This window comes from Falsiroseomonas sp. RANM36, assembly GCF_056682175.1.
Genome location: NZ_JBWXTD010000005.1, coordinates 554,183 through 567,500 on the forward strand (window position 1 = coordinate 554,183; position 13,318 = coordinate 567,500).

At 70.3% G+C, this 13,318-nt stretch carries 13 protein-coding genes; 11 read left to right on the forward strand and 2 right to left on the reverse strand.

Features of this window, described 5'->3' with window-relative positions:
* Positions 1 to 709: NAD(P)/FAD-dependent oxidoreductase (locus AC1MIR_RS20675; RefSeq protein WP_480030064.1), on the reverse strand; the 709-nt coding region annotated here is incomplete at its 3' end.
* Between the two features lie 98 nt (positions 710 to 807).
* Between AC1MIR_RS20675 and AC1MIR_RS20680 the strand changes: the two genes are divergently transcribed.
* From AC1MIR_RS20680 to AC1MIR_RS20705, 6 genes are read left to right on the forward strand one after another with little or no spacing between them, the layout of a single operon-like run.
* Positions 808 to 1,917, forward strand: a complete 1,110-nt coding sequence (locus tag AC1MIR_RS20680; protein WP_480030065.1) for an ABC transporter substrate-binding protein — start codon at positions 808 to 810, stop codon at positions 1,915 to 1,917.
* A 50-nt stretch (positions 1,918 to 1,967) separates the two neighbouring features.
* Complete coding sequence (locus AC1MIR_RS20685) at positions 1,968 to 2,918, forward strand: 2-hydroxyacid dehydrogenase (protein ID WP_480030066.1); 951 nt, start codon at positions 1,968 to 1,970, stop codon at positions 2,916 to 2,918.
* Entirely contained in the window at positions 2,918 to 3,688 is a 771-nt protein-coding gene (locus tag AC1MIR_RS20690) for a class II aldolase/adducin family protein (RefSeq protein ID WP_480030067.1), read from the forward strand. The genes AC1MIR_RS20685 and AC1MIR_RS20690 overlap by 1 nt, the downstream gene beginning before the upstream one ends.
* Complete coding sequence (locus AC1MIR_RS20695) at positions 3,688 to 4,788, forward strand: ABC transporter ATP-binding protein (protein WP_480030068.1); 1,101 nt, start codon at positions 3,688 to 3,690, stop codon at positions 4,786 to 4,788. The genes AC1MIR_RS20690 and AC1MIR_RS20695 overlap by 1 nt, the downstream gene beginning before the upstream one ends.
* Positions 4,788 to 5,633 carry an ABC transporter permease gene (locus AC1MIR_RS20700; RefSeq protein WP_480030069.1) on the forward strand — a complete coding sequence of 282 codons (846 nt, stop codon included), beginning with the start codon at positions 4,788 to 4,790 and terminating at the stop codon, positions 5,631 to 5,633. Before AC1MIR_RS20695 ends, AC1MIR_RS20700 begins: the two co-directional genes overlap by 1 nt.
* Positions 5,630 to 6,424, forward strand: a complete 795-nt coding sequence (locus AC1MIR_RS20705; RefSeq protein ID WP_480030070.1) for an ABC transporter permease — start codon at positions 5,630 to 5,632, stop codon at positions 6,422 to 6,424. Before AC1MIR_RS20700 ends, AC1MIR_RS20705 begins: the two co-directional genes overlap by 4 nt.
* On the opposite strand, the gene AC1MIR_RS20710 is transcribed toward AC1MIR_RS20705, so the two are convergent.
* Positions 6,366 to 6,959 carry a GNAT family N-acetyltransferase gene (locus AC1MIR_RS20710; RefSeq protein WP_480030071.1) on the reverse strand — a complete coding sequence of 198 codons (594 nt, stop codon included), beginning with the start codon at positions 6,957 to 6,959 and terminating at the stop codon, positions 6,366 to 6,368. The two genes, AC1MIR_RS20705 and AC1MIR_RS20710, sit on opposite strands and share 59 nt — an antisense overlap.
* Before the next feature lie 113 nt (positions 6,960 to 7,072).
* Between AC1MIR_RS20710 and AC1MIR_RS20715 the strand changes: the two genes are divergently transcribed.
* From AC1MIR_RS20715 to AC1MIR_RS20735, 5 genes are all read left to right on the forward strand, one after another.
* Positions 7,073 to 8,083 carry a dimethylarginine dimethylaminohydrolase family protein gene (locus AC1MIR_RS20715; protein WP_480030072.1) on the forward strand — a complete coding sequence of 337 codons (1,011 nt, stop codon included), beginning with the start codon at positions 7,073 to 7,075 and terminating at the stop codon, positions 8,081 to 8,083.
* 167 nt (positions 8,084 to 8,250) lie between these two features.
* Complete coding sequence (locus tag AC1MIR_RS20720; RefSeq protein ID WP_480030230.1) at positions 8,251 to 9,867, forward strand: amidohydrolase; 1,617 nt, start codon at positions 8,251 to 8,253, stop codon at positions 9,865 to 9,867.
* A complete protein-coding gene (locus tag AC1MIR_RS20725; protein WP_480030073.1) occupies positions 9,867 to 10,808 on the forward strand; it encodes an ABC transporter permease in 942 nt (313 codons plus the stop codon). The genes AC1MIR_RS20720 and AC1MIR_RS20725 overlap by 1 nt, the downstream gene beginning before the upstream one ends.
* Positions 10,805 to 11,671, forward strand: a complete 867-nt coding sequence (locus AC1MIR_RS20730; RefSeq protein WP_480030074.1) for an ABC transporter permease — start codon at positions 10,805 to 10,807, stop codon at positions 11,669 to 11,671. The genes AC1MIR_RS20725 and AC1MIR_RS20730 overlap by 4 nt, the downstream gene beginning before the upstream one ends.
* Positions 11,672 to 11,698: 27 nt before the next feature.
* Complete coding sequence (locus AC1MIR_RS20735; protein WP_480030075.1) at positions 11,699 to 13,291, forward strand: ABC transporter substrate-binding protein; 1,593 nt, start codon at positions 11,699 to 11,701, stop codon at positions 13,289 to 13,291.
* The last annotated feature ends 27 nt before the right edge of the window (positions 13,292 to 13,318 follow it).

The window sequence follows — 13,318 nt, forward strand, 5'->3', positions numbered from 1 at the left end:
GGTGGCCGGCCGCGTTGGGGACGCCGCCGCCTCCCTGCGCGATGCGCGGCACGCGCACGCCACCCCCCCGCGCGGCGCCGGCGCGCGCGGCCGCGGCGGCCAGGCCGCGCGCATACTTGCCGGGATGCAGGCTGCCGGTCGCCGCCGCGGCCATGCCGCCGTGATAATGGTCGCTGCCGAGGTAGTCGCGCTGGCGCGCCTTCGGGATCATCTCCGCGGGCAGGCCCGTGACCTCGGCGATCCAGTCCACCTTCCTCGCCATCGCGTCGTAATGCGCGGGCGTCCAGGCGCCGACATAGCGGCCGCAGCGGACATAGTCGCAGTCGATCCCTTCGCGCGCGATCGTCTCTTCGATGAAGGGGAAGCTGGCGGCGCAGGCCAGCGCGATGCGCTGCGCCTCCTGCTTGCCATAGGCCTTTTCGAGGTCGCCGCTCGCCACCTTCAGCCCGCCCGAGACCATGCCGCCGTTGCGTGACGACGCGCCCCAGCCGATGCGCTCCGCATCCAGCACGACGGGGCGATGGCCGAGGCGGCAGAGCGTCAGCGCGGCGGAAAGCCCCGCATAGCCGCCGCCGATGATCGCGACCTGCGCATGCTCGGGCAGCGCGGCGTCGCGTTGCGACGGTTCCGCGGCCTCCCACCACCAGGGAAAGACGCGGAAGCCTTCTGCGAAGGGTGGTTGCGGATGGGTCATTGCCGGCGCGCGCATCTCGGGTTTCACTGTGCGCCGGAAGGTTCCCGCCGACAGCCGTCGCGATCAAGGGGACCCGTCGGGATGGTCACGCAAGCCGGAAAAGGAGACGGAGCATGCAGAGCTTTCGGCAGGATTGCATCGAGCTTGCGGTCCGCAAGTTCCAGCGCGGCGAGGTGAGCCGGCGCGGCCTGATGGCGGCGCTCGCCGCGCTCGGCGTCGGCAGCGGGCTCGCCGCGCGCGAGGCCGGCGCGCAGGAGCGGTCTCTGGTGATGGTGAACTGGGGCGGCATCGCCAACCAGGCCTTCGGTCGCTTCTATGGCGATCCCTTCTCCGCGGCCAATCCTGGGGTGAAGGTGGTGCAGGACAGCACCGGGCCCTCTGCCGGACGCATCCGCTCCATGGTGGAGAGCGGGCGCGTCACCTGGGATCTCTGCGACAGCTCGGCCACCAGTTCCTATCTGCTGGGTGGGATGAACCTGCTGACGCCGATCAACTACGACATCGTCAAGCGCGACGACGTGATCGGCCCGACCTTCGCGCTGGAACACGGCGCGGCGCCGTATTCCTTCAGCAACGTGCTGGTCTATGACAGCCAGAAATTCCCGAATGGCGGGCCGCAGAGCTGGGCGGATTTCTGGGACCTGCGGCGCTTCCCCGGCACGCGCCTGCTGCGCCGCGACGCCGCCGGCGCGCTGGATGCGGCGCAGATGGCGCTGGGGAAGGATCCGCGGAACCTCTATCCGCTCGACATCCGCGCCAGCATCGCCAAGGTGCGCGAGATCCGGCGCAACACGGTGTTCTGGACCAGCGGTTCGGAATCCGAGCAGTTCATGCGCACCGGCGAGGCGGTGATGGGCCAGATCTGGCACACCCGCGCCAAGGTGCTTGAGCAGGAGAGCAACGGGCGCTTCAAGCGCGTCTGGAACCAGGGCATCCTGCAGCCGGGCATCTTCGTGATGCCGAAGGGCAATCCGGGTGGCGAACTGGCGCAGCGCCTGCTGGCCTCGATGCTGTCGAATCCCGAAGCGCAGGTGGGGCTGCTGCAGTTCCTCGGCAACGGGCCGACCAATCCGCGCGCCGCGGCGATGGTGCCGGCCGAGTTCCGCCAGTACAACCCGACCGATCCCGAGAATGCGCGCGTGCAGGTGGCGCAGGACGGGCGTTGGTGGGGCCAGAACTACGCGCAGGCCAATGCCGACTACATCGACATGGTGACCGGCTGAGGCTACCACCGGCCGGAGATGCGCGATCGGAACAGCAAGCCGGGGCCGATGTGACCAAGCCGATCCTGCTCGTGAAGTCCGGCGGCGAGGCCGCGATGCCGGAATGGCAGCGCTCCTTCGCCGCCGCCGGCGCGACGGTGGAGGTGCGCTGGTGGGACGATCCCACCGTGGACCCCACCGCCGTGCGCTACGCCCTGGTCTGGGATCCCGAGCCAGGGCGTCTTGCGAAGCTGCCGATGTTGCAGGTGATCTTCGGCAGCGGCGCGGGCGTGGATTTCATCACCGCCGATCCGCATCTGCCGAAGGGCGTGCCGCTGGTGCGCATGGCGACGCCGGGCGCCGCGCAACGCATGGGCGAGTTCGTCACCTGGGCGGTGCTGTCGCTGATGAAGGATGCGCGCCGCATCGGCATCGCGCAGTCGGCGCGGCGCTGGGACTATTTCGAGCCCGAGCGCACCGCGCCGGAGACGACGGTCGGCATCATGGGCCTCGGCCATATGGGCAGGGCGGCGGCGGGGATGCTGCGCGGCATCGGCTTCGAAGTGATCGGGTGGTCGCGCACCCGAAAGTCGCTATCGGGGGTCGAGAGCTTCGTCGGCGACGGTGACGAGTTCGACGCCTTCCTTGCGATGAGCGACATCCTCGTCTGCCTGCTGCCTGCGACGCCCGAGACGCGCGGCATCCTCTCGGCGCCGCTGTTCGCGGGGCTGCCGCTCGGCGCGGGCCTCGTGAATGTCGGCCGCGGCAGCCAGCAGAAGATCGAGGACATCCTGGCCGCGCTCGATTCGGGACAATTGTCGGGCGCGGTGCTCGACGTGTTCGAGCAGGAACCGCTGCCGGCCGAGCATCCGGCCTGGACGCATCCGAAGCTTCTCGTCACGCCGCACCTCGCCAGCCTGCCGCCGCGCAGCGAGCGCGCGGCGCATGTCGCGAAGCTGATCGCGCTGCATGAGCGCGGCGAGGCGCTGCCGAACCTCTACGACCACGAACGGGGCTATTGATGCCGCTTCCCCCGCCGCCCGCCCGCCCCGACCCGAACCACGTCCCGACCGAGCGGGAACTGCGCGAGGACCTGGCCGCGGCCTATCGCCTGATCGCGCTGTTCGGCATGACGGACCTTGTCTTCACGCATCTCTCGGCGCGCATCCCGGGCGAGGGGCACCGTTTCCTGGTGAACCCCTACGGCCTGCTCTTCGAGGAGATCACCGCGAGCAGCCTGGTCGTCGTGGACGCCGAGGGCGCGCCGAAGCAGGACACCGCCTGGCCGGTGAACCCCGCAGGCTTCGTGATCCACTCGGCCGTGCATATGGGCCGCGCGGATGCGCAATGCGTCATGCACACCCACACCCTCGCCGGCATGACCATCGCCGCGCAGCAGGGCGCGCTGCTGCCGCTCAACCAGATGATGATGGAGTTCGACGGCCGCGTCGCCTATCACGGCTATGAGGGCATCGCCGCGGACGACAACCTGTCGGAGCGCGAGCGCATCGTGCGCGACCTGGGCGACAAGCCTTGCCTGATCCTGCGCCACCACGGCCTGCTGACGGTCGGCCGCACGGTGGCCGAGGCCTTCTACTGGATGTACTACCTTGAGCAGGCCTGCCGCATCCAGCTTGCGGCGCAATCCTCGGGCGCGAAGCTGGCGCTGCCGCCGGCCGAGGTGGTCGAGCGCACGCGCGCGCAGTTCAGCACCGGCCCCGGCAAGGGCTGGCTGCCCTGGCAGGCGCTGCGGCGCAAGCTGGACCGCGATCAGCCCGGCTATCGCGACTGATGTCGGGCACCGGACACGCCCTGGCGCTGCAGGGCCTGAGCAAGCGCTACGGCAGCTTCACCGCGGTGGACGATGTCTCGCTGCGGATCGAGCGCGGGCAGTTCCTGACGCTGCTCGGCCCGTCCGGCAGCGGCAAGACGACGATCCTGATGTGCATCGCCGGCTTCGTCGCGCCGACCGCCGGCGCCGTGCTGCTCGATGGCCGCGACATCACCGCCCTGCCGCCGGAGAAGCGCGACTTCGGCATGGTGTTCCAGGGCTATGCGCTGTTCCCGCATATGAGCGTGGCGGAGAACGTGGCCTTCCCGCTGCGCGTGCGCCGGATGGGCGCGGCCGAGCGGCAGGAGAAGGTACGCGCCGCGCTGGACCTGGTGCAGCTCGACCGCTTCGCGGACCGGCTGCCGCGGCAGCTTTCCGGCGGGCAGCAGCAGCGCGTGGCGTTGGCGCGCGCCCTGGTCTTCGACCCCGCTTTGCTGCTGCTGGACGAGCCGCTCTCGGCGCTGGACAAGAAGCTGCGCGCAGAGCTGCAGGAGGAGCTGAAGGCGCTGCATCGCCGCGTCGGGCGCACCTTCGTCAATGTCACCCACGACCAGGAGGAGGCGCTGTCCCTCTCCGACCGCGTCGCCATCCTGAACCACGGCAGGCTGGTGCAGGAAGGCGCGCCGGCCGCGCTGTATGAAGGACCGCGCACGCGCTTCGTGGCGGACTTCCTGGGAAAATCGAACTTCCTGCACGGCGTGGTCCGGGAAGCCCATCCGGGCGGCTTCGCGCTGATGGCGGGCGGGACGCGTCTCGTGCAGTCGCTCGCGGCCGACGCGCCGCGGCCGCCGCCCGGCACGCCGGCGCTGCTCTCCCTCCGGCCGGAGAAGATCGCGCTGATCGGTGCGGAGGATGAGGCGGACAACGCCGTGCTGGGGCGGATCGTGAGCTGGTCCTATCTCGGCGCCGGCTTCGCGATCAATGTCGCGACCGAGGATCTCGGGCCGCTGCGGGTCAGCCTGCCGAGCTGGGGCGCGCCCTTCGCGCCGGCGGAAGGCATGCCGGTGCGGCTGGGCTGGAGCGCCACGGCCAGCGTGCCGGTCGCCGAGGACGCGGACTGATGGCCGCGGCGGCGCAGCGGCAGACCGGCTGGTGGCTGCTGATCCTGCCCGCCTTCCTGCTGATGACCGCCTTCTACGTCGCGCCCATCCTGCAGGTGCTGGCGATCTCCTTCACCGAGCCGCAGCCCGGGCTGCAGAACTACGAGCGCCTCTTCACCAGCGAGAGCGTGCAGCGCGTGATCGTCACGACGCTGCGCATCTGCCTGATCACCACCGCGCTGGCGCTGCTGCTGGGCTATGGGCTGGCCTATCGCATCGCGCTGGCCGAGGAACGCGTGCGGCGCTGGTGGATCCTGGCCGTGCTGGTGCCGCTCTGGATCAGCGTGCTGGTGCGCGCCTTCGCCTGGGTGACGCTGCTGCGCCGGCAGGGGCTGGTGAACCAGGCGCTGCTCGAGACCGGCGTGATCGCGGAGCCGCTGCAGCTCGTCTGGAACGAGTTCGGCATCGTGGTCGGCATGGTCCACTACATGGTGCCCTATGCCGTGTTGCCGATGCTGGCCAGCATGCGGGAGATCGACCCGCGGCTGCTGGCCGCCGCGCGGGGCCTCGGCGCATCGCGCTTCACCGTCTTCGCCCGCGTCTTCCTGCCCTTGTCGGCGCCGGGGCTGATCGCGGCGGGCGTGCTGGTCTTCATCTTCTCGCTCGGCTTCTACATCACGCCGGCGATCCTCGGCGGCGGCAAGACGCTGATGGTCGCGGAGTGGATCGGGCTCCAGATCCTGGACCTGATCCGCTGGGGCCTCGGCACCATGATGGCGACGGTGCTGGTGGTGGCGATCCTGACGACGCTCGCCATCTTCTCCCGCGCGGTGGACCTGCGTCGGCTGTTCGGGAGCGGCGCGTGACGGACGGCGCGCATCGCCCGGGCGGCGCGGCGAAGGGCTTCGCCTGGCTGGTCGCGCTCTACCTGGTGCTACCGATCGGCATCATCCTGCCGGTCTCCCTGACCGACCAGCGCTTCCTCTCCCTGCCGCAGGAAGGGCTTTCGCTGCGGCATTACGCGACGGTGCTGACCTCGCCGGAATGGCTGGGCTCGATCGCGCAGAGCTTCTGGATCGCGGTGGGGTCCACCATCCTGGCGATCGTCGCCGGCACGCTCTGCGCGATCGGCTGCTGGCGGATCTCGCGGCGCGCGACGGACCTGGTCCGCGCGCTGATGCTGCTGCCGATCATCATTCCCTCGATCGTCTACGCGATCGGGCTCTATCGCTACTTCGCCGGGCTCGGGCTGCTGGACCGCTTCCTCGGCGTGGTGATCGCGCATGGCGTCACCGGCATCCCCTATGTGATCATCACCGTCTCCACCGCGCTGGCCGCCTTCGATCCGCGGCTGGAGCAGGCGGCGCGCGGGATGGGCGCGAGCCTGTGGCAGACGCTGCGCTGGGTGATCCTGCCGCGCATCGCGCCCGGCATCGCCTCCGGTGCGATCTTCGCCTTCATCCATTCCTGGGACGAGCTGGTGATCGTGCTGTTCATCGCCAGCCGCGACGTCTTCACCCTGCCGCGCCGCATCTGGGACGGCATCAACGAGAACCTCGACCCTGCCATGGCGGCCGTCGCGGTGCTGCTGATCGTCTTCACGGTGCTGCTGCTGCTGCTGGACATGGCGCTGCGGCGCCGGCGCGATGCGCCATGACCGCGCGGTGCGCCGGCATGGGGCGCACCATGCGCACCACCGGGAAGGCCATGCGCCCGCCGAGGGCCAGCACGTGATCGGACACGGCGCAATAGCCCAGCGCATCGTAGAGCGGCACGCCGGAGAGCGTGGCCATCAGCTCCGCCACCTCCGCGCCTTGCGCGGCCAGGCGCTGTTCCACCGCCGCCATCAGCCGGCGCGCGATGCCGCGGCGCGTCACCTCCGGCGCCACATAGACGCTGCGCACCGTGCCGCAGCGTCCGGGCAGGGGCAGCAGCGGCTCCCGCATCAGCCTGGCGTAGTTGGGCTTGCGCAGCGTCCAGCCGGCGCTGCCGGCGATCCGCCCGTCGAGCTCCGCCACCAGGTAGGTGCCGTCGCCGATCAGGCGCGGATCCATCGTTCCCATCTCGGCCAGCGCGGCCTCCAGCACCTCGCGGCAGTAGAAGGCGGCGCCGAGCAGGCGCATGCTGCGCTGCTGCATCGCCAGCAGGGGCTCGAGGTCGTCGGGTCGGGCGGGGCGTATCAGGGCGGTCATCGGGGCATCTCCGTCCACGCCTTCCTAGCCGCCGCCGATTGCGGCGTTATGTCGCGGCCTGGCCGCGAAGGTGTCGTCCGTTTCGTCCGTGACGCAGTTGAGGAGGATCGGCCATGTCCCGCGCGATGAGCGAGTTCGACCACCGCTACAACATGCTGATCGAGCGCTTCGCCTCGTTGCCCGAGCCGCCTTTCGAGGACGCCGCGGAGACGGCGCGGGTCTGGGGCCGGGCCTGGGGCTGCGATTCCGACATTGGCCGGCTGCGCGCGGTGCTGATGCACCGCCCGGGCGAGGAGATGCAGGTCGTCGAGCGGCTGCCGCTGATTCCGGAGCTCGGCGCCTATGGCGACCCGGAGAGCGGCGCCTATTGGCGCGGCGAGGTTCGCCCGACCCTGGCCGAGCAGCAGGCGCAGCACGATGCGCTGGCGAATGCGCTGCGCGAGGAAGGCGTGGAGGTCGTCTACCTGAAGCGCTGTGCCCCTGGGCGGCACAAATCCATCTACACGCGCGACAGTTCCTTCGCGGTGAAGGGCGGCGCGATCGTGACGCGCATGGGGCCGAAGATCCGCCGCGGCGAGGAAGCGCCGGTGACGGAGACGCTGGCTGCCATCGGCATGCCGATCCTGCGCACCATCCACGGCACCGGGCTGATGGAGGGCGGCAGTTTTTGCTGGATCCGTCCTGACCTCGCAGCCGTTGGCATCTCCTCTCGCGTCAACGAGGAAGGGGCGCGGCAGGTGGAGGAGGTGCTGCGCGTGCAGGGCGCGCGGCTGATCCGCGTGCAGATCCCGGGCTACCGCCTGCACATCGACGGCGCCTTCGTGATGATCCACCACGACACGGCCATCGTGAATCCCTCGACGCTGCCCTTCGTCTTCATGGAAGAGCTGAAGCGCGAAGGCATCCGCATGATCCCGGTGAACCACGAGGACCCGTCCTGGGCGATCAACTGCCTCGCCGTCGCGCCCGGCCGCGTGCTGATGAGCGACAAGGTGTCGCCCCGCACGCAGGAGGCGCTGGACCGCGCCGGCGTCAGCGTGCGGCTGGTGCCCTATGACAAGGTGGGTCTCGGCGGCGGCGGGATCCACTGCTCCACCTGCCCGCTGCTGCGCGACCCGCTGTGAGGCGCCGCCGGCGCGGGCAGCCTCTGCCCAGGCGTGCGGCAGGCGCTGTCGAAGAAGCGCGACGCCGGCCAGCTGCCGGGTTGACGCTGCCGGGCTCGGGCGGGACAGTTCTGGCCTGGCGAGCTTGAATCCATAAAGGCGGAAGCCCGGGACGCATGACGCAGGACGTGATCTTGACGGGCGGTCGCGTGTTCCGCGGCCTGGCCGGCGGCTTCGCGGAAGCCCTGGCGGTGCGCGGCGGCCGCGTGCTGGCCGTCGGCAGCGCCGAGGAGATGACGGCGGCCGCGGCGCCCGGTGCGCGCGTGGTCCCGCTGGAGGGCAGGGCGGTGATCCCGGCCTTCAACGAAGCGCATATGCACCTGCTGCCCTATGGCCTGGCGCTCGGCCAGGTGAACCTGCGCGCCGAGGAGGTGCGCAGCCTGGACGAGGCGCTGCGGCGCATCCGCGCGGCGGCGGCGGCGGCGCCGAAGGGCGCCTGGATCCTGGGCCGCGGCTATGACCATGGCGAGCTGGATGTCGGCCGGCATCCGACGGCGGCGGAGCTGGATGCGGTGGCGCCTGACAATCCCGTGTTCATCGTGCGCACCTGCGGGCATATGGGCGTCGCGAACAGCGCGGCGATGCAGCGCGCCGGCGTCGGCCACAACACGCCCGATCCCGAGGGCGGCGTGATCGAGCGCAAGGGCGGCGCGCTGACCGGCCTGTTCCAGGAACGCGCGATGCGCCTGGTGCGCGACGTGATCCCGGCGCCCGCGGTCGGCCTGCTGGTGGATGCGATCGAGCGCGCCGGCAACCATCTCGCCAGCCTCGGCTTCGCCAGCGCCACCGACATGAATGTCGGCATGATCGCCGACATGGCCGAGATCGAGGCCTATCGGGAAGCGCAGCGCTCTGGCCGCCTGCGCCAGCGCATGTGGCAGGTGCTGGCCGGCAATCCCGAGGGCATCGCGCAGCTTGCCTGGGAGCAGGGCATGCGCCCCATGGATGGCGACGACATGCTGCGCTGGGGCGCGGTGAAGGTCTTCGCCGATGGCAGCGCGGGCGGGCTGACGGCGGCCTTCTTCGAGCCCTATCTGGCCAGCGCCGGCGGGGGCACCGGCGTCTTCACCTTCCCCGACGAGAAGATCCACGGGTTGCTGAAGCTCTATCACGAGCAGGGCTGGCAGCTCGACATCCACGCCATCGGCGACGCCGCGATCGAGCAGGTGCTGCTGGGGATGGAGGCGGCGGACAGCGCAGCGCATCCCTTCGCCGGCCGTCGCCATCGCATCGAGCATTGTGGCTTCGTCACCCGCGACCAGAGACGGCGGATGAAAACTCGGGGAATCCTGCCGGTGCCGCAGCCGGTGTTCCTGTACGAGTTCGGCGACCTCTACATCCGCAATCTCGGCCACGACCGCAGCGACCATGCCTATCCGATGCGCGCCTGGTTCGAGGAGGGGCATCATCCGGCGGCAAGCTCCGACTGCCCGGTGTCGACCGTGGATCCCTTCGTCAACCTCTTCACCATGCTGACGCGCAAGACCAACCGCGGCACGGTGATGGGCGCGGAGGAGGCGCTCACGGTCGAGCAGGCGATCCACTGCCAGACCTGGTGCGGCGCCTACACGCAATTCGCCGAGGATCGCCGCGGCACGCTGGAGCCGGGCATGCAGGCCGATATCGCCGTGCTGTCGCGCGACATCTTTGCCGCGACGCCCGAGGAAATCCTGCGCGATACGGCCTGCGACCTGACGCTGCGGGGCGGCGAGCCGATCTTCGATCGCCACGGGGCACTCGCCTGATGCTGCGCCACGCCGTCCAGCGCCTGGCGATGGCGGTGCCGGTGATGTTCGGCGTGCTGCTGGTCGGCTTCCTGCTGATGCAGGTGGTGCCGACCGATCCCGCGATCGTCCGCGCGGGCCCGACCGCGACGCCCGACGTGATCGCGGCGATCCGGCAGGATCTCGGCCTGGACCGGCCGCTCTACGAGCAGTTCGGCCTCTATCTCTGGCGGCTGCTGCAGGGCGATCTCGGCGTCTCCATCATCAACAACGTCCCCGTCACGCAGGAGCTGGGTGCCACCATCGGCCCGACGCTGGAGCTGATGGTGGCGAGCCTCATCTGGGCCATCCCGCTCGGCATCGCGCTCGGCACCGTCGCGGCCTATTGGCGCGGATCGCTGCTCGATCGCGCGATCACGGCCTTCACCGTCGCGGGCGGCTCCATTCCGGTGTTCTTCCTGGGCCTCGTGCTGATCTGGTATGTCGGCTTCAAGTGGCAGTTGCTGCCCTTCACCGGGCGCACGGGTCCGCTCTGGACCTGGGAAGGCGTGCAGGGGATCATCCTGCCCGCGCTGACGCTCGGTGGCGTCTTCGTCGGGCCCGTCGCGCGCATGACGCGCACCGCGGTGCTCGACGTGCTGGGTGCGGACCATGTGCGCACCGCGCGCGCCAAGGGCCTGACGGAGCGGCGGGTGGTGACGCGGCACGGGCTGCGCAACGCGCTGATCCCGGTGGTCACGCTGATCGGCCTGCAGATCGGCTTCCTGCTCGGCGGCGCGGTGGTGACGGAGACGGTGTTCTCCTGGCCTGGCGTGGGGCGATTGGCGGTGGGCGCGATCCTCTCCTCCGACTTTCCGATGGCGCAGGGCACGATCATCGTGCTGTCCATGGGCTTCATCGTGATCAATCTCTGCGTGGACCTGCTCTATGCCGCGCTCGATCCGCGGATCCGCCACGGATGAGCGCGACGGCGACCGACATCGCGGTGCCGAAGCGGCCGGGCGTGCTCGCACTGATCCTGCGCGATCCGGCAGCAGCGGTCGCGGCGGGCTTCGCGCTGGCGGTCGTGCTGGCAGCGGTCTTCGCGCCCTGGCTGGCGCCGACCGATCCCTATGACAACGACCTCGCGCGCGCCATGCAGCCGCCCGGCAGCGAGGGCCTGCCGCTCGGCGCCGACACGCAGGGGCGGGACATGATCACGCGGCTGCTGTTCGGCCTGCGCGTGACGCTGCTGATGGGCTTCGCGGCGGTGGCGGCGGGCGGCACGGCGGGCGCGCTGCTCGGCTTCGCCGCCGCCTTCTACAAGCGGCTGGACGGCTTCATCATGCGGCTGATGGATGTGCTGCTCTCCTTCCCGGCGATCCTGTTCGGGCTGGCGATCGCGGCGATCTTCGGACCGGGGCTGTTCTCGGTGGTTCTGGCGCTGTCCATCGCGACGGTGCCGCTGATGGCGCGCATCGTGCGCGGCGCGGCGCTGGTGGTGATGCAGCAGGACTACATCGAGGCGGCGCGCGCGCAGGGCATGTCCGATGCGCGGCTGATCCGCCGGCACCTCGCTCCGAACTGCCTCTCGCCGATCTTCGTCTTCGCCACGCTGCGCTTCGGGCAGGTGATCCTGCTGGGCTCGGCGCTGTCCTTCCTCGGCCTCGGCGCGCAGCCGCCCACGGCGGAACTCGGCGCGATGGCGAGCGAGGGGCGCAACTTCCTGTTCTTCGCGCCACATATCGCGGTGGTGCCGTCGCTGCTCATCTTCGCGGTGGTGCTGGCCTTCAATGTCCTGGGCGATGCGCTGCGCGATGCGCTCGACCCGCGGCTTCGCGTGTAGCAACACAATGAGGGAGACTGGAGAGCAATGAGGAAGATCCTGGGCGGCGCCCTGCTCGCCGCGGCGGCGGCGATGCCGCTTGCCGATGCGCTGGCGCAGCCGGCGCCGCGCAACACGCTGGTGGTGATGCGCGAGATCGACGCGGACCGCTACGACCCGCACCGTTCCACCGCGCGCGGCGCGGGCGAGATCATCTACATGATGAGCGACACGCTGGTCTCGCTCGACTGGGACATGCGCACGGTGAAGCCGGGCCTGGCGGAGCGGTGGGAGGTCAGCCCGGACGGCAAGACCTACACCTTCCATCTCCGCCGCGACGTCACCTTCTGCGACGGCCGCCCGATGACGGCGGATGACGTGGTCTATTCGATCAACCGCTGGATCGCGCCGGAGACGCGCAGCCCGGTGCGCTGGCGCGCCGGCCCGGTGAAGGAGATCCGCGCCCGCGACCCGCACACGGTGGAGTACGAGCTGACCGAGCCCTATGGCGAGCTGCTGTACCAGCTCACGCTGTTCTTCGCCTCCGTGATCGACAAGAACACGGTGGAGCGGCTGGGGCAGAACTTCGGCGTGCAGGGCTTCAACGGCACCGGCCCCTATTGCTGGACCAGCTGGACGCCGCGGCAGGAGCTGGTGCTGACGCGCCACCCCACCTACAGCTGGGGCCCGCCGATCTACCAGAATCCGCGCCCGCAGGTGGAGCGCGTGATCTGGCGCGTGATCCCGGAGGCGAACACGCGCCTCGCCGCGATCCAGACCGGCCAGGCCGACGTGACGCAATACATCCCGCACATCGCGGTGCAGCAGCTGCGCAACGTGCCGACCGTGCGCATGTCGCAACAGCCCAACTACTTCTGGGACCACTTCATGGGCTTCAAGGTGGACAAGCCCGTGATGAACGATCCGCAGATGCGCCGCGCGATCAACCTCGCGGTCAACCGCGAGGCTATCGTCCGCGCCACCTGGTTCGGCAATGCCGCGCCGGCCGACGCCTATCTCAACCCCAACGTCACCGGCTTCGACGCCGAGGCCGCGCGCCTGGTGCCGCAGTACAACCCGGACGAGGCGCGGCGCGTGCTGGACGCCGCCGGCTGGACGCTTGGCGCGGACGGCGTGCGCGCGAAGAACGGCGAGCGCGCCTCCTTCCTGGTCTATGGCCTGCAGACCGCCGAGGCGCGGCGCTACCTGGAGGCGATCCAGGCGGATCTCCGCCGCGTCGGCATCGAGATGCGCGTGCAGCTCTGGGACGCGACGGTGGGCTGGGGCCGGCTGGCGACGCAGGAATTCGACGCCTTCGTGATGTCCTACCCCTATGTCAGCGCGACGGACGGCTTCTCGCTCTATTTCGACAGCGCCAACCGGCCGACGCCGAACCGCATGAACTGGTCGGACCCGCGCACGGACGAGCTGCTGCGTCAGGCGCGTACGGCGGTAGCCGAATCCGACCGCCTCGCGGCGATCGCGCAAGCGCAGCGTCAGATCGCGGAAGCCAATGTCTGGCTGCCGCTGGCGCGCGAGAGCCTGTGGCTCGCCTCCGCGCAGCGCGTGGAAGGGGCGCGCGCGCACGGCCTCTATGGTGTCGCGCTCTACAAGGGGCTCGACATCCGGCTGACGCGCTGAACCAAGCCTGGGCCGGCGCGCCACGCG

Excerpts from the sequence above, each read along its gene's own strand:
- AC1MIR_RS20680 (WP_480030065.1), top strand. The coding sequence starts at position 808 with ATGCAGAGCTTTCGGCAGGATTGCATCGAGCTTGCGGTCCGCAAGTTC.
- AC1MIR_RS20690 (WP_480030067.1), top strand. The coding sequence starts at position 2,918 with ATGCCGCTTCCCCCGCCGCCCGCCCGCCCCGACCCGAACCACGTCCCG.
- AC1MIR_RS20695 (WP_480030068.1), top strand. The coding sequence starts at position 3,688 with ATGTCGGGCACCGGACACGCCCTGGCGCTGCAGGGCCTGAGCAAGCGC.
- AC1MIR_RS20700 (WP_480030069.1), top strand. The coding sequence starts at position 4,788 with ATGGCCGCGGCGGCGCAGCGGCAGACCGGCTGGTGGCTGCTGATCCTG.
- AC1MIR_RS20710 (WP_480030071.1), bottom strand. The coding sequence starts at position 6,959 with ATGACCGCCCTGATACGCCCCGCCCGACCCGACGACCTCGAGCCCCTG.
- AC1MIR_RS20715 (WP_480030072.1), top strand. The coding sequence starts at position 7,073 with ATGTCCCGCGCGATGAGCGAGTTCGACCACCGCTACAACATGCTGATC.
- AC1MIR_RS20725 (WP_480030073.1), top strand. The coding sequence starts at position 9,867 with ATGCTGCGCCACGCCGTCCAGCGCCTGGCGATGGCGGTGCCGGTGATG.
- AC1MIR_RS20730 (WP_480030074.1), top strand. The coding sequence starts at position 10,805 with ATGAGCGCGACGGCGACCGACATCGCGGTGCCGAAGCGGCCGGGCGTG.
- AC1MIR_RS20735 (WP_480030075.1), top strand. The coding sequence starts at position 11,699 with ATGAGGAAGATCCTGGGCGGCGCCCTGCTCGCCGCGGCGGCGGCGATG.